Source organism: Flavobacterium sp. LM4 (assembly GCF_002017935.1).
GTDB classification, from domain to species: Bacteria; Bacteroidota; Bacteroidia; order Flavobacteriales; family Flavobacteriaceae; genus Flavobacterium; species Flavobacterium chungangense.
Genome location: NZ_MUFW01000001.1, coordinates 588,963 through 610,285 on the forward strand (window position 1 = coordinate 588,963; position 21,323 = coordinate 610,285).

At 31.3% G+C, this 21,323-nt stretch carries 27 protein-coding genes; 11 read left to right on the plus strand and 16 right to left on the minus strand.

Translation table 11 applies throughout. The features are described from left to right. Positions 1-156: 156 nt before the first annotated feature. The 3 genes from BXU10_RS02630 to BXU10_RS02640 are packed head-to-tail and all read left to right on the plus strand — an operon-like array spanning position 157 to position 4,884. Positions 157-1,959, plus strand: a complete 1,803-nt coding sequence (locus BXU10_RS02630; protein WP_078225985.1) for a type VI secretion system Vgr family protein — start codon at positions 157-159, stop codon at positions 1,957-1,959. Positions 1,960-1,961: 2 nt separating this feature from the next. Next, positions 1,962-4,049 carry a M43 family zinc metalloprotease gene (locus tag BXU10_RS02635; protein WP_078225986.1) on the plus strand — a complete coding sequence of 696 codons (2,088 nt, stop codon included), beginning with the start codon at positions 1,962-1,964 and terminating at the stop codon, positions 4,047-4,049. Further along, positions 4,033-4,884 carry a hypothetical protein gene (locus BXU10_RS02640; protein ID WP_078225987.1) on the plus strand — a complete coding sequence of 284 codons (852 nt, stop codon included), beginning with the start codon at positions 4,033-4,035 and terminating at the stop codon, positions 4,882-4,884. Before BXU10_RS02635 ends, BXU10_RS02640 begins: the two co-directional genes overlap by 17 nt. A gap of 103 nt (positions 4,885-4,987) precedes the next feature. Here the strand turns inward: BXU10_RS02640 and BXU10_RS02645 are convergent, their stop codons facing one another. Next, positions 4,988-5,167 carry a helix-turn-helix transcriptional regulator gene (locus BXU10_RS02645; protein ID WP_223255445.1) on the minus strand — a complete coding sequence of 60 codons (180 nt, stop codon included), beginning with the start codon at positions 5,165-5,167 and terminating at the stop codon, positions 4,988-4,990. Positions 5,168-5,299: 132 nt separating this feature from the next. Between BXU10_RS02645 and BXU10_RS02650 the strand changes: the two genes are divergently transcribed. Continuing rightward, a complete protein-coding gene (locus BXU10_RS02650; protein ID WP_078225988.1) occupies positions 5,300-5,488 on the plus strand; it encodes a SymE family type I addiction module toxin in 189 nt (62 codons plus the stop codon). A gap of 78 nt (positions 5,489-5,566) precedes the next feature. Here BXU10_RS02650 and BXU10_RS02655 read toward each other — a convergent pair whose 3' ends face one another. The 15 genes from BXU10_RS02655 to BXU10_RS24925 form a co-directional block, all read right to left on the minus strand. Next, a complete protein-coding gene (locus BXU10_RS02655; protein ID WP_078225989.1) occupies positions 5,567-5,920 on the minus strand; it encodes a hypothetical protein in 354 nt (117 codons plus the stop codon). A 24-nt stretch (positions 5,921-5,944) separates the two neighbouring features. Continuing rightward, positions 5,945-6,154 carry a hypothetical protein gene (locus tag BXU10_RS02660; RefSeq protein ID WP_031457366.1) on the minus strand — a complete coding sequence of 70 codons (210 nt, stop codon included), beginning with the start codon at positions 6,152-6,154 and terminating at the stop codon, positions 5,945-5,947. 11 nt (positions 6,155-6,165) lie between these two features. Further along, complete coding sequence (locus BXU10_RS02665) at positions 6,166-6,576, minus strand: hypothetical protein (RefSeq protein WP_123921942.1); 411 nt, start codon at positions 6,574-6,576, stop codon at positions 6,166-6,168. A gap of 33 nt (positions 6,577-6,609) precedes the next feature. Further along, positions 6,610-6,981, minus strand: a complete 372-nt coding sequence (locus BXU10_RS02670; protein ID WP_078225991.1) for a DUF4359 domain-containing protein — start codon at positions 6,979-6,981, stop codon at positions 6,610-6,612. Positions 6,982-7,086: 105 nt separating this feature from the next. After that, entirely contained in the window at positions 7,087-8,142 is a 1,056-nt protein-coding gene (locus BXU10_RS02675; protein WP_078225992.1) for a type I restriction endonuclease, read from the minus strand. Between the two features lie 150 nt (positions 8,143-8,292). Beyond that, a complete protein-coding gene (locus BXU10_RS02680; RefSeq protein ID WP_078225993.1) occupies positions 8,293-9,192 on the minus strand; it encodes a hypothetical protein in 900 nt (299 codons plus the stop codon). A gap of 4 nt (positions 9,193-9,196) precedes the next feature. Beyond that, on the minus strand, positions 9,197-10,465 hold the full coding sequence (locus BXU10_RS02685) for a sugar ABC transporter permease (protein WP_078225994.1): 1,269 nt from the start codon (positions 10,463-10,465) through the stop codon (positions 9,197-9,199). A gap of 3 nt (positions 10,466-10,468) precedes the next feature. Next, positions 10,469-10,834: a hypothetical protein gene (locus tag BXU10_RS02690; protein ID WP_369801757.1), complete on the minus strand. Its 366-nt coding sequence runs from the start codon at positions 10,832-10,834 to the stop codon at positions 10,469-10,471. Positions 10,835-10,877: 43 nt separating this feature from the next. Then, on the minus strand, positions 10,878-11,225 hold the full coding sequence (locus BXU10_RS02695; protein ID WP_078225996.1) for an excalibur calcium-binding domain-containing protein: 348 nt from the start codon (positions 11,223-11,225) through the stop codon (positions 10,878-10,880). 2 nt (positions 11,226-11,227) lie between these two features. After that, the gene (locus tag BXU10_RS25720) at positions 11,228-11,458 is read right to left on the minus strand and encodes a DUF4236 domain-containing protein (RefSeq protein WP_078225997.1); all 231 of its coding nucleotides are present in this window, start codon (positions 11,456-11,458) and stop codon (positions 11,228-11,230) included. 2 nt (positions 11,459-11,460) lie between these two features. Further along, a complete protein-coding gene (locus BXU10_RS02705; protein ID WP_078225998.1) occupies positions 11,461-11,667 on the minus strand; it encodes a hypothetical protein in 207 nt (68 codons plus the stop codon). 164 nt (positions 11,668-11,831) lie between these two features. Continuing rightward, complete coding sequence (locus tag BXU10_RS02710) at positions 11,832-12,500, minus strand: response regulator transcription factor (protein WP_078225999.1); 669 nt, start codon at positions 12,498-12,500, stop codon at positions 11,832-11,834. A 6-nt stretch (positions 12,501-12,506) separates the two neighbouring features. Then, the gene (locus BXU10_RS02715; protein WP_078226000.1) at positions 12,507-14,201 is read right to left on the minus strand and encodes a tetratricopeptide repeat-containing sensor histidine kinase; all 1,695 of its coding nucleotides are present in this window, start codon (positions 14,199-14,201) and stop codon (positions 12,507-12,509) included. Between the two features lie 58 nt (positions 14,202-14,259). Then, positions 14,260-14,424, minus strand: a complete 165-nt coding sequence (locus tag BXU10_RS24920; protein WP_189328049.1) for a hypothetical protein — start codon at positions 14,422-14,424, stop codon at positions 14,260-14,262. Positions 14,425-14,737: 313 nt separating this feature from the next. After that, on the minus strand, positions 14,738-14,902 hold the full coding sequence (locus BXU10_RS24925) for a hypothetical protein (RefSeq protein WP_189328050.1): 165 nt from the start codon (positions 14,900-14,902) through the stop codon (positions 14,738-14,740). Positions 14,903-15,245: 343 nt separating this feature from the next. On the opposite strand from BXU10_RS24925, the gene BXU10_RS02725 reads away from it, so the two are divergent. The 7 genes from BXU10_RS02725 (at position 15,246) to BXU10_RS02755 (ending at position 21,232) form a co-directional block, all read left to right on the plus strand. Continuing rightward, positions 15,246-16,343, plus strand: a complete 1,098-nt coding sequence (locus BXU10_RS02725) for a hypothetical protein (RefSeq protein ID WP_078226002.1) — start codon at positions 15,246-15,248, stop codon at positions 16,341-16,343. A 190-nt stretch (positions 16,344-16,533) separates the two neighbouring features. Next, positions 16,534-16,821, plus strand: a complete 288-nt coding sequence (locus BXU10_RS02730) for a DoxX family protein (RefSeq protein WP_255406104.1) — start codon at positions 16,534-16,536, stop codon at positions 16,819-16,821. Positions 16,822-17,115: 294 nt separating this feature from the next. Further along, on the plus strand, positions 17,116-17,538 hold the full coding sequence (locus BXU10_RS02735; RefSeq protein ID WP_031457380.1) for a lipocalin family protein: 423 nt from the start codon (positions 17,116-17,118) through the stop codon (positions 17,536-17,538). 214 nt (positions 17,539-17,752) lie between these two features. Then, on the plus strand, positions 17,753-19,060 hold the full coding sequence (locus BXU10_RS02740; protein ID WP_078226003.1) for an AAA family ATPase: 1,308 nt from the start codon (positions 17,753-17,755) through the stop codon (positions 19,058-19,060). A 1-nt stretch (position 19,061) separates the two neighbouring features. Continuing rightward, positions 19,062-20,318, plus strand: a complete 1,257-nt coding sequence (locus tag BXU10_RS02745) for a lipopolysaccharide assembly protein LapB (RefSeq protein ID WP_078226004.1) — start codon at positions 19,062-19,064, stop codon at positions 20,316-20,318. 86 nt (positions 20,319-20,404) lie between these two features. Next, complete coding sequence (locus tag BXU10_RS02750; RefSeq protein WP_078226005.1) at positions 20,405-20,788, plus strand: hypothetical protein; 384 nt, start codon at positions 20,405-20,407, stop codon at positions 20,786-20,788. A gap of 75 nt (positions 20,789-20,863) precedes the next feature. Then, entirely contained in the window at positions 20,864-21,232 is a 369-nt protein-coding gene (locus BXU10_RS02755; protein WP_078226006.1) for a VOC family protein, read from the plus strand. The last annotated feature ends 91 nt before the right edge of the window (positions 21,233-21,323 follow it).

The window sequence follows — 21,323 nt, forward strand, 5'->3', positions numbered from 1 at the left end:
TGTTTATATTTTCCTTTTTAATACTTTTTGGAGTAATTATACTTTGCAATTTGTCTGTTGTAAAGTGTACGAAATTCTTGCTAAAAAATTGTCAAAGTAATTTTAAATTCTATTTTTACAAAAAAATCTTACTTAATAATTAATGTAAAAATAGTTATGGGACATTTTTCAGAACAGGTACATATCAGCATAGGGAGCTTTACCCAAAATGTTGTTTATCATAATTTAGAACTGTCACAAAAGATGGCCGATCACCATCATTTTTCTTTTGTATGGCAATATACAGGCAAGGCGATCATAAATCCGGCAGATCAGGCAAAGGCATTGCGAACGTATCTTGGAGATGAAGTTATCTTTACCTTTAAAAGCCTCACCGGAATCCGGTTGATGAGCAAAGGAATCATAATAGAATTATCTTCTATAGATCTTCATGGCAGTGCCGAAGGATTACATGTTACAGGTATTAGCCATACTATCGTTCTGGATGACATGAAAAAATCAAGAACCTACCAGCAAAGAGGTATGAATGATATTGTACTGGATATTTTAGCAGAAGGTCCGGGAGAGTTTTACGAAAGAGATGCTATAAAATCTACCTATCTTCAGGAATTCAAATATATGGCACAGTACAATGAAACCAATTTTGATTTCTTAAAAAGATTGGCCAGTCGTTACGGGCAATGGTTTTATTTTGACGGAATGCGAATGCAGTTCGGACAGACTAAAACCAGTAAAATAAAACTCATCAACGGATCTTCGCTGCATGGTTTTAAAATCCAGACCAATATGGCTTCCCATAAAATTTCTTTGGGAGGGTATGATTACAATGGTGCAGCCAATATTCGTAACTCGGCAGCAAGAACCTCTTCAGGAAGTAAAGACAGCTTCTCTGCTGTTGTAGGACATAACCAGGGAACCGTTACCCAAAACGATCTTAATAATGGAGCTTATACCACCAACGCCCAAAGCAGTGAAGAAATCGAAGAAATGGTCAAATTGCAGACTGCAGGAAGTGATGCCAATAGTGTATATTACAGCGGAATATCTTATTTTCCGTTAGGGCTTGGACAGGTTTTCAGCATCGTAAACCAGACTGTAGAACACGAACTTATTGTAACAGAAGTGACACACCTTTCGCAAGTTCATGGAAACTATGCCTGTAATTTCAAGGCCATTCCGGCAGATGTTGCAGCACCACATTATACAGACGTCAATGTATTTGCTAAAGCCGAAACACAGCCAGCCAAAGTAAAAGACAACAATGATCCGGAAGGATTAGGGCGTGTAAAAGTACAGTTCAACTGGGCAGGTGGAAACAATTCAAGTGAATGGCTACGAATGATACAGCCACATTCAGGTTCAGGAAAAGGATTTTACTTTATTCCCGAAATTGGTGAAGAGGTTTTAGTAGGCTTTGAAGGAAGCAATGCACAGAATCCGTATGTTTTGGGAGCACAATATAATGGCAGTGAAACCAGCGGTTATGCTGATGGCAAAAACAATGTCAAGGCGATTCACACCCGCTCAGGAACTAAAATTATTTTGAACGATGGTGAAGGAAGTATTTTGATTGAAGATCCAAGCGGCAATACATGGAAAATGGATGGTCAGGGAAATATTGATGTGAATGCGCCAAAAACTTTTTCTGTGAATGCTGCAGATATTAATTTGTCAGCAAGTAAAAATATTAGTGTGAACGCCGGAATGAATATTTCTGAAAGTGCCGGAGGTGATAAATCTACCACTGTAGGTCTGATGCATACACTATCCATTGGAGTTGATTATATGGTAAATGTGACCGGTAAATTATTTGAAAATGTGATCGGAGAAAGAAAATCTCAATCTAAAAAAATTATAAATAACCACGAAAGCCACGAAATGAATATTGAGAAAAATAAAAATGTCCATACAGAAGGTGAGTTCAAAATCAATTCAACTGAAAAATCTAACATGTTTTAATTATGACCATCTACAGATCATCAGGCAAGAATACAGAAATTTGCGAGGAATATGTACTGTACACCAGAAACTATGTCGAAAATGTAGGTGGGAAATCGACTTTTACAGCTAAGGGAGGCACAACATTTGGCGATAAACCAGAAACTGCAAAACCTTTGGAAATAACAAATCTATATGTAAAAGTAAGATTAAATGACAATTACAATGGAGAATTCGGTTTTGATTGGGTCGATGTAGATCCAGAAACCAAACAGATAGAGAAAATACAAGGTGTACCTTTTTCAGAGGTAGAATATTTCTATAAAAAAGATCCAGCTAATCCAGATTTAGGAGATATTGTTGCAACAAGTACAGATCCGATAGGAGCAAAACATGCTATTCAGGATCATTATAATTTCAATCCTGTAAGTAAGCATATTGATATTCCATTTGCTTTAATTAAGTGTGATCAGGAAATAACATTAAGTGCCGAAATCATCCTTTGGCAAGGCGAAATAAAAGATGATGTAATTACTATAACCGGTGATGAATTTTATGAATTTGACATCATCGGCGGAGAGAAAGAAGGTAAGACTGCCAAGATAAAAGTAACTAAGGCAGGAAAGATTGATTTCAAAGTAAAATGTTTAGAAGAAGGAAGTGAAAAAAAATACGAATTTAAACATAGTAATCCAATCACAGGTTCTAACTCCGTGGGAGGTTTAATAATGATGGAAAACAACGAACTGAAATTGAAATTCAGAGTAATTGCTTTAGTTTCATCAGATGGTAACCCAAATGAGAAAGCTAAGGCTTTATTTAAAAAATTTAATGATAATAAAATTGCTAATTATCTAAATGAAAATTCACTAAACCAAGCTGGATATAAGGTAGAAATAGAAAATGAATCTATGTTTAAAAGTCTAGATGATACTAATTTAGACGATTACTTATATGCGTTTGACAAGGAAGAATGGACAAAAAGAAAGCTTTTTTCTGTAGATGCAAACAAAAAAAAGTATACTCTAGTAAAGGATAAAAACGGTGAAGAAAAATTTAACATTGAACAACAAGAAGGTCAATTATTATTAAATTATGAAGAACAAGATGGAATTGATTCAAATGGAGACAAAAAATATAAAACTTATTCAAACAATTTAGACTACATTACAATTACTTCATATCAAAACAAATTAAAAACTAAATATATTGGTGGTATAATCATTTTGTCTGATCTGGAATGTTCAAATGCAGGCGTAGCTGCATTTAGTAGAATGTTACCAATTAATCATTATGGACTATTTGTAAGTGCAAATGGAATCGAATCTAAAAGTACTTATGCACACGAATTGGGTCATATGTTGGGATTAGAACATACTTTTTTTGAAGAAGCCGAAAAAAAAGAAAGTACGGATAAAATAAATGAAATTAAATCTTATAAAAATAAAATAGAGAAGTGCAAAGAAGAAATAATTAAAGAAAAAACATCTAATCAAATAAGCGAGACAAACTTAAATGCTAAACCATTAAAAAATCAATCTAAAGTACTTAATACTTTTACGAAATTTTTTATCAAAAAACAGACTTTAGAAGAATGCTTAAATAATACTAATAGCTATCTGGTCGGAAAAATAGAGTATAGAGATGAACAAATTAAGTTTTACACCAATAAAGTGAATGATAAAAAAGAGTATCCATCCTATTCAATAGCAGGAAAAAAAGTTTCTAAAGCTGAATTTAATGATACTTTAAATAACAATTTAAAAATAAATCAAACAGAAAAAACTATTTTAGACAAGGAGCTAGAAGCGAATAAATTAGCTTTAAATCGATTAACTTTAATTAATATTGACGACTTATTTGAATTTGATTCAGAATACTATCTAACTTATGAAGACAAGTTAAAAATATATAATGATTATTTAGAATTAAAGTTAGAAAAAGAATGGCAAGTCATAGCAACTAATTATTTATATTTTAATTATAAAAGTACTGAAAACATAATGGATTATGGTCAAATATTATCTGAAGGAAAAGATTCAGCAAAGAAAAATAAATTTTTGAGCCATCAAATAATAATAATGAGAAACGATTATGAGAATTATAAATAAGTGTTTTTGTTTACTTTTTTGCTTATTAATTAGCTGTAGAACACATATTAATGAAATAAACGCTGAAGCAACACCCTATAAACCGCCTCTCGAAATTTCATATAACGAATCCAAAGAAAATTGCGCTGATTGTCCAAATTATCGTTTAATTGATACTATGGAAAACGGTAGAGCAGTAACAATTATTTATTATGGCAATACAAAATCAAAAAAAATCAAAAATGAAGTTTGGAATTATAGAGATGGTATATTAGTGAATAAAATTAAAGATACTATTATTGAAAATGTAAGATTATCTTCAAAAGAAGAAATAAATGGAGATGAAATTGTCATAACAAATTTCGAAAAAAACAATCCAAAAAAGGAATACGAATCAATTTACAAATTTAAAAAAGGAAAAATAGTTTTTCAAATTAGTGTTAGTGTTGATGAAAAAGGAAATGCCATAGAACAAAAAAATGGCTTTGATGAAAGAGGAGAACTTATTACAAGCTTGCAACGAGAACATAGAGCATTTCAATATCCAAAGGATAATCAAAATAATGAAATAACAGAATATTATAGATCTGGTAAAAAATACCAATGGTCAAAATTAAATTATATTGAAAGTAAAAGCAATGGTGAATCGCAAATAACAAGATTAGAAACGCTAAGTTATTATAATTTAAAAAATGAGTTGATAAAAAAAGAATTTCTAAAAGATATCTCTGGAACTGTTTCAGAAGTGTTTAGTGGACAAGATGTTCAAATTATTCAAAAAATTGAACTGCTTAAAACCGAGTTTTATAAAAGAGGGAAACTTATAAAGACGTTAGTTAATGATAAAGATAAATAACTTAAAAAAATCATCAAATTACCATAATCAATCTGGTGCTCGTTTGCAACGAGTACCTACATAAATCGAAAAGCATAGAGGTGGCGTTTGCAACCGATTCTAACTAAGACAAATCTACCAATTTTGATAATGAAATCTCCAAAGCATTAGCGATTTCCAGTAAAGTATAAAGTGTTGGGTTGACTTTTCCGTTTTCCAGTTTTTCAATTGCCTGGCGGTCTTTATTGCATGCTCTGGCGAGGTCAGATTGACTCCAGCCTTTTTGTTCACGGAAATCAATAATCCGTTTATTTCTTTTTTAGTTTATCTCGTGTCATAACCCAAAAAAATATTAGCTAATTTACTGACTGTCATATAAAAAGTTGACAAGTTGTTTTTTTATTTGATTTACATTTGTTTTATAATTGTATGACAAATGGCAAATTCACGAAAACTCAAAATTCATACGAAATATCAGGCCAGAACTTATGGCGGTACAACTATACCCGAAATCAGGTTAGAAGGCAAATGGTTAGAAAAACTGGGTTTCGGCAAAGGGCAAATCGTAAACATTGAACAAAAGAAAAACAAGCTAACTATTACTATAGATAAAGAACAAAAATAATTTTAGAATTATTTGCCGTTGTTTTTGCTTTATGAATTTGAATGATTGATTAAAAAGTTCAAGATAGACAGCGCTTTGTTATTTTAGATTGTCTATTATTTTTTTTAGATTATCAGGATCATTAACATCGCTTTCTTCCAGAAAAGGTTTTTCAGATTTTGATAATATATTGTAAATATTCTCTAATAATTGATTTGTTTTTTCTTGGTTATTTACTATTTCATTTACTTTAAAAGTCCACCTGATAATAAAAACATAAATAATAATTGCTATCACCCCAGATATAAACCATCCCAGGATAAATAATGAAGAGTCATTTGAATCCGAGAATACAGATTTATTAGAACTAAGAAAAATGATTAGCCCTATAACGAATAAGACTGCAACTGGTTTATAAAGAGTTTTTTCATCAATGTTGTTTGGTTTGTTCATAATATTATAATTTAGATTTTAAATTTAATCTTCCCAACCGCAAAGCGTTAATCCATATCCCTGTGCCTGAGATTCGGAAACTTTGGTTAATACATGTCGACAAGCCGTTAAGCCACGGCAGTTTTCTTTATAATGATATTTTTTTGCACCGGTTGGTCCGCATATAAATACTTGTGTTGGCGGAGGGCAAAAAGAAGAAAAACAAATAAACAGCAGGAGTAGGGTATATTTCATTTGGGGATTATTTATTTGACAATTAATTGATATTCATTTCCTTTTTTATCAGTTGCTTTTAACTTTCCATAAGAAATCCATTCGGTGTTGATTTCAATATCTGCGATACTGTCGTTCATTAAAATTCCGGCACCGCATTTTCCTTCAATATTTATATTTCCAAAAACCGAATCGCCTTTTACATTTATTCCCTTTACATTATAATTATATTCATAATGTCCTGAATTTCCTGTTCTATATTCGTATTGATAAGTTTCATCAACATGATAAGTTTTGGCTTCTTCGGAGGTAATTGTTTTTCGGTCATCTGCCGTAATTACTTTTTTGTAAAAGGAATTAATGTGTGGAGGAGGAGCATCGGCTTTTTTACAGGAAAGAGCTAAAAGGATTATAAATAATAAGATTAGGTAGTTTTTTAGCACAGGCATTTTTATTTTGAATGGTTACTTTAAAATTTATTTTTCCTGATTCATTGCGTCATCAATTTTGCCAGATAAAAAGATATTTCCCAAAATGCCAATGCCTATTGTTTTTGTTTTTCCTTCGAAAGTTACATTTGTTGTTGAAAAAAGAACATAATTAGATGAAGAAACCATATTATCAACCATCATGTTTATCATTGATTTTGCGAAAACATTTCCCATTGTATTTCCAGCTTTAGACCATTCGTTATTTTGATTTGTATTTTTTTCATTCATTTGTTTTTCAAGAAATACATTCATTTTTAATTTTACTTCTTCCTTATGTTTCTCAGTTCCGGGATTTGATAATGCTGCAATTAATGCAAATAAACAAAGTCCAATAATTACATAATGTTTTGTTTTCATACGTTATAGTTTTTTAGGAGATAGATAATTCTTTGATTTATTTTTAATGTCTGTGATAAATCTAATTAGAATAATTTTTTTAGAAATAAGTACTAATACCTGATTCTATTCAGTTTCGTAAAGTGCAATTGTTTCTAATAATTCCTTTTCAAATTGATAAATATCGTCAATAGATGAAATGGGTAATTTGGTTTCGGTTTTGTTTTCGTTAAATAAGCTGATGTATTTTTTTCCTCCGTTTAGATGTAATCTGCATAAAGGTTTACGATTGTTATCATCCAATAATATTCCAAAATAAGATTGTGTGTCGCGATGTACGATTCGGTTCGTTGGTAATTTTCTGCGTAAAATAGCAACCACTATACGATATCCGTCAAGTTCTTCCTCGGTCGTAATAATTTTATTATCATCTTCGATTATTACAATTTCTTCATCCTGCTGCTTAATTGTTTCTTTGGTCAACGCAGCATTTAATCGGTCATTAATTTTGTCGTTTATGTATTGACTGATCGATTTCTGAACTAAATCCTTAAATTCATCGACTACTTTTTCAGTAAGTCTTCCTGTGTAAACCTTACCAGCAAAAAGTTTAGTAAAATCATTCGAAGGACTTTCTAATTCGGCATTGATTTGTTTCTTAATTTCTTTGATATATTTTAAAGAACTGGCATTGCTTACAATATTATCTACATCGAAATTGGCTTTATGAAACTTCGCTATTTCGTTGATTGTATTTTCTTTTAAATTAGTAATATCAAATTCTAAAAATGGTTTTTCATCCATTTTATTCTGATCATCCAAATCAGTAAAAAACTGATAATGGATGCCATTGGTTAAAAGTGCAAATCGGGTTTTGGTCACATGAAAATAGCGGAATAGCTGTGAATTATGAATCGTTAGTTTTTCCTTCCAGCTTTTGCATTCCACAATTATGATAGGTTCTCCGTTTTGAAAAATAGCATAATCTACTTTCTCTCCTTTTTTCAGGCCAAGATCAGCCGTAAATTCAGGGACAACTTCGAGTGGATTAAAAGCATCGTATCCGAGAACATGTATAAATGGCAATACAAAAGCATGCTTTGTAGATTCTTCAGTCTCAATTTTGTTTTTTAACTGATTGATTTTATCTGCTAATGATTTAAGTTGAATATTGATTTCCATTGGTTTTGGTTTAAATTAATAATTCAAATGTAAAACCAATAAGAATCAGTATTTTATGGAAAACCGTAAAGTGAGAGAAGTTTTTGAAACTTTTATAAACAGAAAAAGAGGACAATAGAATTCCTCTTTTAAATTGTTTATTGTGAAGTATTATTCTTTATTCAAAATAAAATCTTTAATAATCTTATCCATGTTCGAAGGCAGATCAGCACTTTTAATTTCAAAATGTTTGATGTTCATTTCTGCTAACCATTTGCTCCAATAGGCTTTAATAACTTTTTCTTCGTAAGGATTATTTTTACCAGGGTTTATACCAAGAACTAAAACTTCCAGATTCGATAAATCATTGTCAATTTTGATAAAACCAAAATTCTCACTTTCAAATTTTTTCTGCCAGTCGTTTGTGTTAAGCCCATTTTGTTTAATTAACTGAGGTGTTAAATAGCTCGAAAGAGTGCCGTTTTTGATTTGTGTTCCTTCATAAAACATATAACCGTCGGTCAAAATAACCAGAATGTTTCTATACCCTTTATCAATACATTGATCTTGAACTTTGCTGTCGAAAAAATTCCAAATATCAGATCCGATATAGTTATCATCTTTAATTGCCGAATCGTATATTTTTGCTGTTTTTGAAGCATAGTTACCACTTATCGAGTTCAGTAAATCCTTTGAAGCATTATCTTTATCAACTTTAATTTTTAATTCATTTGCAATCGAATTAATTTCAGGGCTTTCCGGTTCCGGATTAAAAAACAGCTGCATTTTGTCATCAATCTGCCTTATTCTTTTTGATTTTAGATGTTGTGTAAAAGCTTCTGAAACCGATTTAATATATCCTAAATCCCTTTGATAATACTCCATTGTTGAATTTGGATTTTTTTTGAGACTAATTCGATCTGATAAATCTAAAAGGATACTGATATTGTAATTTTCTGCAACAGGATTTTTATGTACAGTTTCTTTTTCTCCATTTTTGTTTTCTTCTTTGCATGAAAGAAACAAAATCAATACTAATGAAGGTAGTACTTTTTGTAAAATATTTTTCATTTAATTAGTTTTTAGAATATACCAAATGTTGGAAATCAGGATCAGCTAAGTTTAATTTGTTGAGGTGTTCTTCAGAATGAAATTCACAGTTTTCCAGAAGTTCTGTTTTTTCTTTATGAGCCAAAGCAATCTCTGTGTTTATTGCCTGAAACCATCCTTCTTTGTATTGGTGGTGATAATGAAGATATTCTTTTACTGGAAAAACAAAACCGTCTATTTTTGATTGTAGCTCGGAATTTTTTCCGTTTAGAGTAACAATCTGTTGTTTGAAATCGTTGATTTTATTGATGTAATCTGCTTTTATTTTTTCCAGGGTAATTAAATTCTCTTTTTTACCCCGGATGAAAGCTCTTATTTTATCGATGTTTTCGAATTCTTTCATTACAAAATCAAATACAAGGCCCCAGATGATGTACACCACAAATCCGGCAAATATGATCATCCAAAACTCAGCTTCACCCAAAGCGATGTTCAAATTGTATGGAGCAGAATCGGTTGTTTTATTAAACTCATATATCTTTTTTTCTATTTGATAAGCGAGTAAAGCATCAAATAAGAAGGTGATAACAAATAAGGACATCATTCTTAAAACATTTTTTATGCCTTTTCCTTTTTGAACCATATGAATTACATAACCTAAACCCATAAATACAAAAGGAATTGTTACGACCAAAACACCTTCAAGCCAGCTCGCTTTAAAAGCATTTGTAAAAGCATCGGCATCAAAAATCGCAGCTGTTAAACTATCATTTGAAAATTCTTTGAAAAAAGCAGAATACGAAGCCGAAATATAAAAGACTAATACGTAGAGTGTAATAGGAAGCAGTAAAAACAAACCGATGTAAAATTGCGCTTTTAAACCTTTGCCATCTTCGATACCGTATTTGTCAGGATTACTTTTGACTTCAATAATCTCGTTTTTGATCTCGTCGATAGTATGGTTGATATCCTGTTCTTTTTTTTCGAAAATGCCAATAGCAGCTTCATACTTTTTAAGTTCAGTTCTGTTTTTTTCCTGTTCTTCGCGGTAAGGCTGTTTTAATCTGTCCTGTTCCATTTTTTGCTTTCGGCACTGATCTTCAAAACTCATATATAAATTTTGAAGACATGCTTTTAAAACAATTGGTTTGCCTGTTGCTTTTATCGAAGCTGCGAAACCGCTTTGATAGTACGTAATTCTTATTTGTTCTCTGTCTTCTTCATTTTCTTCAAAAGATTTAGAAGAAGAATCTTCAGTTTTTTTTAAACTAAATAATTGTGAAAGTGTTTTCATGGTTTAAGCATTTAGTTGACTAATAATTTCTTCTTTACCAATGTTTTTCTGTACACACTCAATGAGATAATCAGATAAAGCATTGATGTTTTCTTCAACGAAATCAAATTTTCGGCAATATTTTCGGAGCATATTCAATTCGTCATCGGTTATTTTTTCATCTGCCCAGATAATTCTGGTTAGGTCATACAGGTATTCAATCTTTGTATTTAAGGCTTCCGGTACTGTGAATTCAACATTGACAGGATTAAGGAAAAGTTTATCCAATTCTTCTTTCGGAATTCCTCTTTCATCTGCAAAATGATAAAGCATCTGAAGTTCTAATACATTAAATTGATCGTCTGATAATGCCATTTGATATAATCTCAAAAAATGGCTTTTTAGTTCTAGTGTTATCATGATTGGGGGGTATTTATTTTAAAGATTCACAAGCTTTTCCGTTGCCGTCATGATCCAGTTTTTTATAGCATTTCGGGTTGCTGTTATAAGCTGCCTGAGCTTCAGCCTGAGTTTTAAAATCAGGACAGGTTTTTGTTGGACAATTTGAATTTGTTGTACTTAATCCTGATCCCGAATTTGTAACATTATCTGTTGATTCAGATGATTCTGAGCAGGAAATTATTGCACTAAAGGCAATAAAAACTAAAATCAGTAGTATGCAACCGTTATTTTTGTTTGAAAAAGACTTAGATCTGTTATTTGCATAATGCCCCTGAACATAAGTTCCATCTTTTCTGTAATATCCTTTTCGATATCCCATAGTTATAAATGTTTTATTGTGAAAATTAAAAATGTAAGAAGTCCTGTAAAAGCAAATATTACAAGACACCCGCTGCTTTGGTATCTTAATCCGGGTATACCGGTTTTGTTAGAATAACCATTTTTACTAAATGTTCCCATTTTGGTTCTAAGACTTGGAGATATCCCGGATTTACTAATGTTTAATCCAAGTCCGCCTCCAAGTCTAATTCTTTTTTGAAATCGGAAGCCCATGATTAGGTTGTATGGCAGGCATTACAACACGTTTTACAGCCATTTGATTTTGGATGCGTTATTTTTGCTTCATCTACTGCAGGTTTGCAGTTGGAGAAAGCGCCCAAGTATTTTTTACTTACAATGCTTTCAAAGTAACGGCAGTCATCAGTATGGACTTCGTGATCTCCGTTTAATTGTGGAGTGTTATTTACATAGTAGTTTTTCATAATTTTTGGTTTTAATTAATATTTAAATTGATTTAATAATTCAAACTTAAACCTATTTAAATCCAGTGTTTTACGGAAAACCATAATCGAGGTATTTTAAATTGCAGTCATAAAAAAAAGCCCCGAAAGAGCTTTTAAAAATGAATATCATACTACAATGAGATTTAAATAATCCCCATATCCTTAGTAATAGAAACCAGATGCACGGTATTGTTTGCCTTAAAAAAATCTTTTAGTTTAGACAGTCTTTTCTCAATGGCACTTTTGCTGTTGGGTTTGATATCTGAAGTTTTAAAAATTTCTATGATTTCATCTTGTGAAGTGCCTCCAGCTAAATGTTTTAGGATTTGAATGTCCACATCGTCTATTTCGTAGTTGTTTTTCTCCTGCAAGGCAAAAGCAACTTCTGGGGAAATGTATTTTTGATCTGAGGTCGAAATAATGCTAATTGCTTTCTTTAATTCTTCAATACTGTTTAAACCTTTTAGAACAAAAGCATCAATTCCGGGATTATCAAAAAGGGATTTAATTCGGTAACTTTTATCTTCTACAGAATAGGCAATGATTTTAATATCAGGCTGCAATTCACGTACTTTTTGAATTAGTTCGTCTCCATTGGCAATTTTTACTTCACGATGATCAGTCTTGAATGAAAGATCGCTGATTAATAAATTGTAAGGTTCATTGTCCTGAATGGCTCTACGTATTTTTAGAAACGCTTCGTCACAATATTTTGAATGTTGAAAATTGACAATATTTAAATCTTTCAGGACTTGTTCTATTCCTAAATTGATGGCGTCAATGTCTTCGGCTATTAATACTTTTTTAAACATATAAAATTATTTAGGCATGGATATTTTTACTTTAAAACCTCTATCAGGTTCAGTTTCAAAAGTAATGGTTCCTTTTGTAGACAGAATACGGTTTTCCATATTTTGCAAACCATTTTTTATAATTTTATTTTGATCACAGCCTTTTCCGTTATCCGTATAGTCTATAAATATTTTTTTTGGACTGTTATCAAATTTTATGACTACTATTGATGCCTCACTATGTTTTTTCATATTTACCATTAATTCCTGTAAAATGCGGTAAATGGTAATCTTCTTTATTTTATCAATATCATTCCAATTGATTTTTTCGATACTATTTATAATGACATTTCTGGTATCAAGGTTGTAAGTCGAAAGTGTTTCTTTTAAGTTAGCTGAATAATTTGTTTCGGTATCAATATCATTATTCTCTCTCGAAATTCCCCGGACACGTGAGTAAATATGATCCAGTTTCTTAATTAAGGTTTCTTTTCTATTGTCACTTTCTAAGGGTTGTGTTTGAGTAAAAGTTATGGCATTAAAAACATCATTTGCCAGTTCATCATGAATGTCTTTGGCAATTCTGGTTTCGGTATCGTAGGCGGTTTTTATTTTTTCGATTCGGTTTCGGTTTTGATAAAATTTTCTCAAGTATAACAACAAAAGACAAAGAGATGTAATTCCGATTATAAAAAATATTCTTTGATATTTTGCTTCCTGAAGTGATAATTGATTTTCTGCTTTTTCTAAACGCAATTTTTGGTTTTCGTCTTTCTCTTTTTTAGAATCGTATTTTATTTTGGCAAATTTGTTTTTATAATTGTTTCTTATTTTAATTATGCTATCGTTTAGTGTGATATATTTTTGTGCATACTTTGTTCCTGAGCCATTAGCTATTAAAAAAGATAAAGCTTTCAAACGTTCATCAATACTATTGAATTTTGTAGCCGTTTGATATGCATATTGAGCATAGTGAATTGATTTTTTGACATCGATTTTTAAATAATATTCAGAGAGGTGTAAATTACTTTCAATATATCCATAAGGATCATCTATCCTATTTTTTGATTCCAAACTTTGTTGCATCAATAGGAGTCCTTTTTTACTCCATCCTTTTTTAAAATAAGCAAAACCTAAATTATCTGTTACACGTGATTTGCTGGCTGGATCTTCATCAATAATTTTTTTGTTTAATATAAATTCTAAAATATGAATTGCTTTATCATATTCTTTTTGTTGAATATAAACTACGGCAATATTATTTAAAGGAGATTGTTTTGATATTTCATCTGTACAGTCTTTTATAGCTTCTTTATAATAATAAATAGCATCGTGATAAAGAGAAAGTTCTTTATCAGCAATTCCGAAAAAGTTATTGATTGAAGCACTGTAAATATTTTTGTTCTTAATATAAGGTAATGCTTCTGTCAGGGTTTCTTTGCTGCCATAATAATCTCCATTTATTTGCTGTATCGAAGCCATTTGGATAAGATTATAAACAATGTTGGCACTATCTTTTATTGTTTCAAATGCAATTTTTGATTTATTAAAATTATAAAAAGCAGTATTGAACTTTTTATCCTGAAAGCTTGTTATTCCTTTATTTCGAAGTAATACTGCTTCCTTTTTAACAGATTCGTTCGTGACAGGTTTAGTTATTTCTTCTTTGCAGGAAAGTAGAAATGCACACAGAAGCAAACAAAAAAACGGGGATCGTAGCATAAAACTTACTTTCTCCGAAATTAGTAATTAATTGCAGATTAAATTATTTAATCAATTATTATTTTGGTTGTGGCGGTGGTACTTTAATAGGATCATCACCTGGTCCATCGGCATAAGTTGGTACTACTGCTTTTTTTGTATTAGTTTCATATTCGTCGGTAGTGCAAGAGAATAATGTAGTTGTCAATAGGGCAAATGTTCCCAATAAAAATAATTTTTTCATGCTTTCAGAGCTTTTTAAAATTTAAAATAAAATATTCCTAAGTGGCAATTTATAGAAAAAACGGTTCATTTTGTTAATAGAAAAGAAAACATATTTCGCTGTTAATTTATTGATGGTATTAATTATATCTACTGTTAAAACTTTTCTTTTGAAAGTTAGTAATGCCTTTTTTTAAACGATTTCCTTCTTTGGATATAAGAGTCATTATTTTGAAAGGAAAGGATAAATAGATAAGATTATAATATAAAAACGGGGATCGCAGTATAAACTTACTTTCCCCGAAATTAATTATGATTAAGATTTTAGTATACCATTATTTTGTTGGCGGCGGTGGAACTTTTATAGGTAAATCTCCAGGTCCATCAGCATAAGTTGGAGCTATTTCTTTTTTTGTTTGAGTTTCATATTCGTCGGCAGTGCAGGAGAATAATGTAGTTGTCAATAGGGCAAACATTCCCAATAAAAATAATTTTTTCATGATTTTGTGAATTAAAAATTGATATAGGTATTGCTGTCCGGATTCTGTCCGGATCTTGTTTGGCAATACCAAATTTTGGTTGGGAAGTGAAGTGCGTAGAACTATAAAATTTTATTTATACTTCCCGGATAAAGTCCGTTTTACGGTTTTCCGCACTTATAATTGAACTAGTTTTGTACATTTGTTTTAGCCTGCAGATCAAAACGTTAACTTGATTCTGAGGCAAAGTAACAACCGTTGTAAACGTGAATTGATACGGAATTCCGGGATATACTAACTTTCCTGAGAATTCCGAAAAATCCTGAAAAATCCGAGAAATAATCCTGAAAAATCCTGAAGGCCTATGAAAAAAAATACTCAAGAAGAAATTGAAAATGGTTATAAAGAAGCTATTAGAAATAAATACAGAGCTGAAAAAGTTGAAGGGATACATTCACATTATTTAAATAATCCATCACAAGCACTTTTAAGAGACCTCTGCTGGGAAATTTTTAATTCAAATCCTAAACCTGATGATTTAGCTGTTTATCGTAATTTTTTTAAGTTTGATTTTAATTCAAAAGAGGAAAATATTTCAACCCCATACACTGATAAGTTTAAAAAAGTGGGTGCTTTTCTTCGAGGAGATAAGGAGCCAGCAAAAATTACCACAATAGAATTAGCTGCAATTCTTGTCAATTATGAATTTCGACCATTTAAAAAATTTAGTAAAGAGGTATGGATTGAAATAGATAATTCTGTTGAAGAAAATCTTAAACCTATAAAAAAACCTCATCTACCCGAAGTGATTTTTATAAAAAATGATGATAACGAAGAGTTTGAAAAGAGTAATGGAATTAAAGAGGAAAGGGCCATTCCAGAAGAAAATCTAAATGAAGATTTATGGGAAGAAGAAAATTTAGATAAAACAGCATTTTCGAATGAAGAGAATATTTTAACTGTAGATGAAATTTTAATAGAAGCTCCGGAAGAAGAGATTTTAAAAGAAGTTAAAACGACGAAACAACTTATTAAACCAGTAGAATTATTTTTAGGTTTTAAAAAAGAATTACCTAAAAAAGAATCGATAATAAAACGAAATACATGGATCCGGATAGGAGTAGTCTCTTTTCTGGTAGTTTTAGGGTGGTATTATTTTCCTGAGAAAAAAGAATGTATGCAATGGACAAGCGACCATTATGAAATTGTAGATTGTGATTTAAAAAAAGAAGGTTTCATACCTGCAAATGCAATCGAAGTCTTGGATCCTGGTCTTGTTAATCTAAAAAAAATTACCATTTGCGATACCACAACTTGTTTTGATAAAAATGGAGTAGCAATTATTTGGTATGCAAAGACAGCAAACGGAGTTGACTTTTTTAATTCACACGGAATGCATCCTGAAAATAATAAGCCATTAAAACCCGTCACTCAATATATTATTGATAAATATGTAAAATAATATTTTACTGAATTTGCTGAAATAACTGTGGAAATCATGAAAAAATTATATAATGAAATATAAGATATTAAATACCAACAGTTCAAAAACTATTATCCTAATCAGAATTATGGTTGGAATAGTCTTTCTTTGAGAGGGCATTCAAAAATTTCTATTCGCTGATAGTTTAGGAAGCGGACGATTTGCAAAAATAGGACTCCCTTCGCCTGAATTTTTAGGAAGTCTTGTTGGTATTTTTGAGATAATTTGTGGGGTATTAATTTTATTGGGCTTAATTACAAGACTCGCCAGTATTCCCCTTATTGTAATTATGCTTGTTGCAATCTCAACAACAAAAACAGAAATCTTAATCAATGACGGATTTTGGAAAATGATGCACGAAAGCAGAACGGACTGGGCAATGCTTTTAGGAAATATTTTTCTTTTCATAAACGGTGGCGGTTTCTGGTCGCTAGACAAAAAAATAATGAGAAATTAAATGTTGATTTAAAAATATTGTGAATCTTAAACAGGAGTTACGAAGCAGAGAACTTGTCGCAGCTTAAAGATAGTTGGAAATAATCAGGTTAAAATTAACTCATAAACACAATCTCCTGAGAATTTAGTTCAGGAGTTTTTTTGTTTTATTCTTTAGGTATTTAACATAAAATTACGATTTTAGTATATAAACGGCAATTATGTAAGTTATTTTGAAAATTATGAAACAGATTTGAATTACATCGAATGTAATTTCGTAAATATAAATCAAACATAATTTTTAAAACAAACAAACATGAAAACGAGAAATTTTTTATACGTATTAGCACTAAGTTTTGGATTATTCGCAGCAACATCTTGCAGTAATGAAGATAATGAAGGAGAAACAATAGTACCAATTCAGGGAAAATATGAACTAAGCAAAGTGGGAACAGCAGATTCGAACGGGAATGAAGTTTTAGTTAATGCTCCACAAAATGCAAGTGGATGTAGTAAAGATTATTTAGAACTAAAACTGAGTAATGTAGCAGTTATAGGGGATTATAGCGGCGAGAGTTGTAACAAAACTGAAACAACAGGAACCTACGTAAGATCTCATAATGATTTAACGATTACTATTGGTACTGCCAGTACAACCAGCGATATCATGAATCTTACTAATAAAGAGCTGAAATTAAAAGACAAAGCTACTGGTATTATCACAGTTTATACCAGATAATGACCTAAGTAGGAAATCTGATTCTTTAGAATTGGAATTAAAAACGGAAATAGCTGATAAAGTTATTTCCGTTTTTTTTGCTTTAGTTTGAAGGAAATTTAGGGTACTACATCTATTAGGATTTTAACGGAATTATCATTTTAATTTGTATTTTCGTTTTGCCGATAATCGGTTGAAATTAAAAGAATTCTAAAAGAGGAGTAATCTTTACAATATGAACAATAATACAATTGACAGTTTAAAAGAGGCATTAAAGCATTCTCCGGAAAACACACCATTACGATTTCTCTTAGCCGAGACCTTGCTAACTTTAAACAGACTGGAAGAAGCAGAAACAGAATATCTTACACTTTTAAGGAGTACAAACGATGTTAAAGCAAAAGTAGGACTTGCAACTACTTTCTTTAAAAAGGGAAGTTACTCAGCCTGTAATGTAATTTTGGAAGAAGTCATTGAGAAAGGGATTCAGGATGTAAACGTATTTGCATTGTATGCCAAAGGACTTTTAAAAGAAAATTCAATTGGAAAGGCAGTTGAAACCTATAAAAGAGCACTGGCAATTGATCCTAAATTTTTTGATGAAGAGTTAGATAATCAACTTAGATTAAAGGGCAGCAATGAAGTAATTGAATCAGATGAGGAAATAGACAGCAGATTTCTGGAAAAACCAACGGTTAATTTTGCTGATGTTGGCGGAATGGAATTTGTTAAAAAAGAAATCGAGCTAAAAATCATCAAGCCATTGCAGCATCCTGAACTTTATAAAGCATACGGAAAGAAAATAGGAGGAGGCATTTTACTTTACGGACCTCCAGGCTGCGGAAAAACATATATTGCAAAAGCAACAGCCGGACAGGTAAACGCAAAGTTTATAAGTGTTGGGCTGAATGATATTTTGGATATGTGGATTGGCAGCAGCGAAAAAAATCTGCATGATATATTTGAACTAGCCCGAGAAAATACACCTTGCGTCTTATTTATAGATGAAATTGACGCTCTGGGCGCAAGCAGAAGCGACATGAAACAATCAAGCGGACGCCACTTAATCAATCAGTTTCTGCAAGAGTTAGATGGAATAGATAATAATAATGAAGGCATATTGGTACTTGGAGCAACAAATACCCCCTGGAATTTAGACCCCGCTTTCAGAAGACCTGGCCGTTTTGACAGAATCGTTTTTGTTCCGCCACCGGATGAAGCTTCGAGAGAATCAATTCTAAAGCTTAAACTAACCAATAAGCCGACAGAAGCAATTGATTATAGCAGTATTTCAAAAAAGACAGAAAATTTTTCAGGAGCAGATATTGAAGCCATTATTGATATTGCTATTGAAGAAAAATTAGAATCTTCTTTTGAGGATGGTATTCCAAAACCAATTAGTACAAAGGATTTACAAAATGCAATCAAAAAACACAAAGCCAGTACACTGGAGTGGTTTATGACTGCGAAAAATTTTGCCATGTTCGCAAATGATTCAGGATTGTATGATGATATTCTAACGTATTTAAAAATTAAAAAATAACATGTCAGAAGATCATAGAATAGCAAAGGTTACTATTTTAATTCAACAGAAAAAATACGCAGAGGCTGAAAAAGTATTGAAAGATTTAATTTCAGGCGACGTCAATAATATTTACTTTTTGTCATTGCTGGCAGAAGTTAATTTGCAACAGGACAAATTTGATACAGCCAAAACTATAATCGAAAACGCAATTGGTTTAGCACCAGATGAGCCTCATTTGTTTTATGTAAAGTCGAGAATTGCCATTCAGCAGGACGACTATAATGAAGGGGAAAAAAACATCTTGCAGGCAATAACGTTAGATCCTTATGATGCAGATTATTTTGCTTTTATGGCAAACATTAAGTTAGCTCGCAAACAATATGAAGAGGCCTTGGAATTTGCCAATAAAGCTTTAGAGATTGATTCTGAAAACTTATTAGGACTAAACACCAGAAGTACTGCTTTACTAAAATTGGACAGAAGTGAAGAATCATTTAATACCATCGAAGGCGCTTTAAGAGAAGACCCTAATAATACTTATACACATGCCAATTATGGCTGGAGTTTATTAGAAAAAGGAGATAATAAAAAGGCACTGAAGCACTTTAACGAAGCATTGAAAAGCGACCCTAATTTTCCTTATGCACAATCAGGAATGCTTGAAGCCATAAAAGCTTCTAATCCTGTATATAGAGGTTACTTAAAATATTCATTTTGGATGGGTAATTTAACGGCCAAGTATCAATGGGGAGTTATAATTGGGTTTTATTTTGGAGTTAAATTGCTTAGAAATTTAGCAGATAATAATGTCAGTCTTCAGCCGTATTTAAATCCTCTAATAATTGTTTTGGCTTTGTTTGCCTATTCCACCTGGGTTATAACGCCAATCGGAAATTTATTTCTCCGTTTCAATAAATACGGACAATTACTGCTCAGTAATGAGCAAAAACAAAGTTCTAATTTTGTTGCTTTAGGTTTAGCCATATTTGCTGTTGGTCTCTTGTTTTATTTTGTTTTACCGGATGAAAGATTTTTATCAGTAGCCGTTTTTGGGTGTGCGATGATGCTGCCTTGCAGTGTGATGTTTTCCCCAACAAAATACAAAAATTCACTATTAGTGTATACTATTGTTATGGCGGTTATAGGTCTTGTTGCAATAGCGTTAACTTTTATGACAGGAGATATATTTAATATGGCGTCAGTAATTTTTCTATTTGGATTTATAGGTTTTCAGTGGGCTGCTAATTTCCTTTTAATCAGACAAAGTAATCGTTAATAAATTAAATTCCTGCTGCTAAGCTATGAACCGGGTTTAGGTTTTTAGACTACCGGAAGTTTTTTGTAAAATGTATAAAAAGAAACATGAAAGTTATAGTAAGTGGAGAATATAATAACGATTTGCGGATTCAATTTTCACAAGGTACCTGGAATGTTACCTTTTTTACTCTTTTTGAAAATCAAAAGGTGGTTAGTGTAGATTTTCCAAGAGATCCCACATTGTTCAGGTTATCAATAAGGTATGATTCTGAAAATTATTATTTAGAAAATATATTGTATACTTCTAATCCAAATTTAGATAATTTGAAGTTTCATTTCTACAAGGAAAATAGTCGTATTTTTTGTCGGATAGAGTCAGAAATTGTTATAGAATTAAATAAAGAAATCGTGTTAAATCCGCTTGCAAGTGACTTAAAAGAGTTAAAAAATATAATGGAAAATTTTCAGAAAGATTCAGAAATCAGCTAATTAACTAAAAGCGATAACTATGGAAGATAAAAAAATCACTCAGAGAACTCAGTTTCACGTGATGTAACACCTAAGGTGACAGGAATTGGGGGTATTTTCTTTTTTTCTGACAATCCACAGGAAACAAAAGACTGGTATGCCAAAAATTTAGGATTTGAAATCAGCGAATGGGGCACATCAGGGTTTGAATCCAGAAACATGGAAAGGCCTGATGAAATAAACACTCTTCAATGGAGCCCTTTCAAAAAAGGAGATGCATATTTTTCTCCATCTAAAAAAGATTTTATGATCAATTACCGTGTTCAGAATATTGAAGGATTAGTAAATCAACTGAAAGAAAACGGTGTAACCATACTGGATGATATTGTAACATATGACTATGGGAAATTTGTGCATATCATGGATGCAGAAGGTAATAAAATTGAATTATGGGAGCCTGCTTAGAATAAAAAGAAAAGAATTTACTCCTTAAATTATATTATTTGCTAAGAAAATAATAATTTAATTTTAAAGTTAAAAAGAACCCTCTCAGATT

Excerpts from the sequence above, each read along its gene's own strand:
- BXU10_RS02630 (WP_078225985.1), top strand. The coding sequence starts at position 157 with ATGGGACATTTTTCAGAACAGGTACATATCAGCATAGGGAGCTTTACC.
- BXU10_RS02635 (WP_078225986.1), top strand. The coding sequence starts at position 1,962 with ATGACCATCTACAGATCATCAGGCAAGAATACAGAAATTTGCGAGGAA.
- BXU10_RS02640 (WP_078225987.1), top strand. The coding sequence starts at position 4,033 with ATGAGAATTATAAATAAGTGTTTTTGTTTACTTTTTTGCTTATTAATT.
- BXU10_RS02650 (WP_078225988.1), top strand. The coding sequence starts at position 5,300 with ATGGCAAATTCACGAAAACTCAAAATTCATACGAAATATCAGGCCAGA.
- BXU10_RS02655 (WP_078225989.1), bottom strand. The coding sequence starts at position 5,920 with ATGAACAAACCAAACAACATTGATGAAAAAACTCTTTATAAACCAGTT.
- BXU10_RS02660 (WP_031457366.1), bottom strand. The coding sequence starts at position 6,154 with ATGAAATATACCCTACTCCTGCTGTTTATTTGTTTTTCTTCTTTTTGC.
- BXU10_RS02670 (WP_078225991.1), bottom strand. The coding sequence starts at position 6,981 with ATGAAAACAAAACATTATGTAATTATTGGACTTTGTTTATTTGCATTA.
- BXU10_RS02675 (WP_078225992.1), bottom strand. The coding sequence starts at position 8,142 with ATGGAAATCAATATTCAACTTAAATCATTAGCAGATAAAATCAATCAG.
- BXU10_RS02680 (WP_078225993.1), bottom strand. The coding sequence starts at position 9,192 with ATGAAAAATATTTTACAAAAAGTACTACCTTCATTAGTATTGATTTTG.
- BXU10_RS02685 (WP_078225994.1), bottom strand. The coding sequence starts at position 10,465 with ATGAAAACACTTTCACAATTATTTAGTTTAAAAAAAACTGAAGATTCT.
- BXU10_RS02695 (WP_078225996.1), bottom strand. The coding sequence starts at position 11,225 with ATGGGATATCGAAAAGGATATTACAGAAAAGATGGAACTTATGTTCAG.
- BXU10_RS25720 (WP_078225997.1), bottom strand. The coding sequence starts at position 11,458 with ATGGGCTTCCGATTTCAAAAAAGAATTAGACTTGGAGGCGGACTTGGA.
- BXU10_RS02705 (WP_078225998.1), bottom strand. The coding sequence starts at position 11,667 with ATGAAAAACTACTATGTAAATAACACTCCACAATTAAACGGAGATCAC.
- BXU10_RS02710 (WP_078225999.1), bottom strand. The coding sequence starts at position 12,500 with ATGTTTAAAAAAGTATTAATAGCCGAAGACATTGACGCCATCAATTTA.
- BXU10_RS02715 (WP_078226000.1), bottom strand. The coding sequence starts at position 14,201 with ATGCTACGATCCCCGTTTTTTTGTTTGCTTCTGTGTGCATTTCTACTT.
- BXU10_RS24920 (WP_189328049.1), bottom strand. The coding sequence starts at position 14,424 with ATGAAAAAATTATTTTTATTGGGAACATTTGCCCTATTGACAACTACA.
- BXU10_RS24925 (WP_189328050.1), bottom strand. The coding sequence starts at position 14,902 with ATGAAAAAATTATTTTTATTGGGAATGTTTGCCCTATTGACAACTACA.
- BXU10_RS02725 (WP_078226002.1), top strand. The coding sequence starts at position 15,246 with ATGAAAAAAAATACTCAAGAAGAAATTGAAAATGGTTATAAAGAAGCT.
- BXU10_RS02735 (WP_031457380.1), top strand. The coding sequence starts at position 17,116 with ATGAAAACGAGAAATTTTTTATACGTATTAGCACTAAGTTTTGGATTA.
- BXU10_RS02740 (WP_078226003.1), top strand. The coding sequence starts at position 17,753 with ATGAACAATAATACAATTGACAGTTTAAAAGAGGCATTAAAGCATTCT.
- BXU10_RS02745 (WP_078226004.1), top strand. The coding sequence starts at position 19,062 with ATGTCAGAAGATCATAGAATAGCAAAGGTTACTATTTTAATTCAACAG.
- BXU10_RS02750 (WP_078226005.1), top strand. The coding sequence starts at position 20,405 with ATGAAAGTTATAGTAAGTGGAGAATATAATAACGATTTGCGGATTCAA.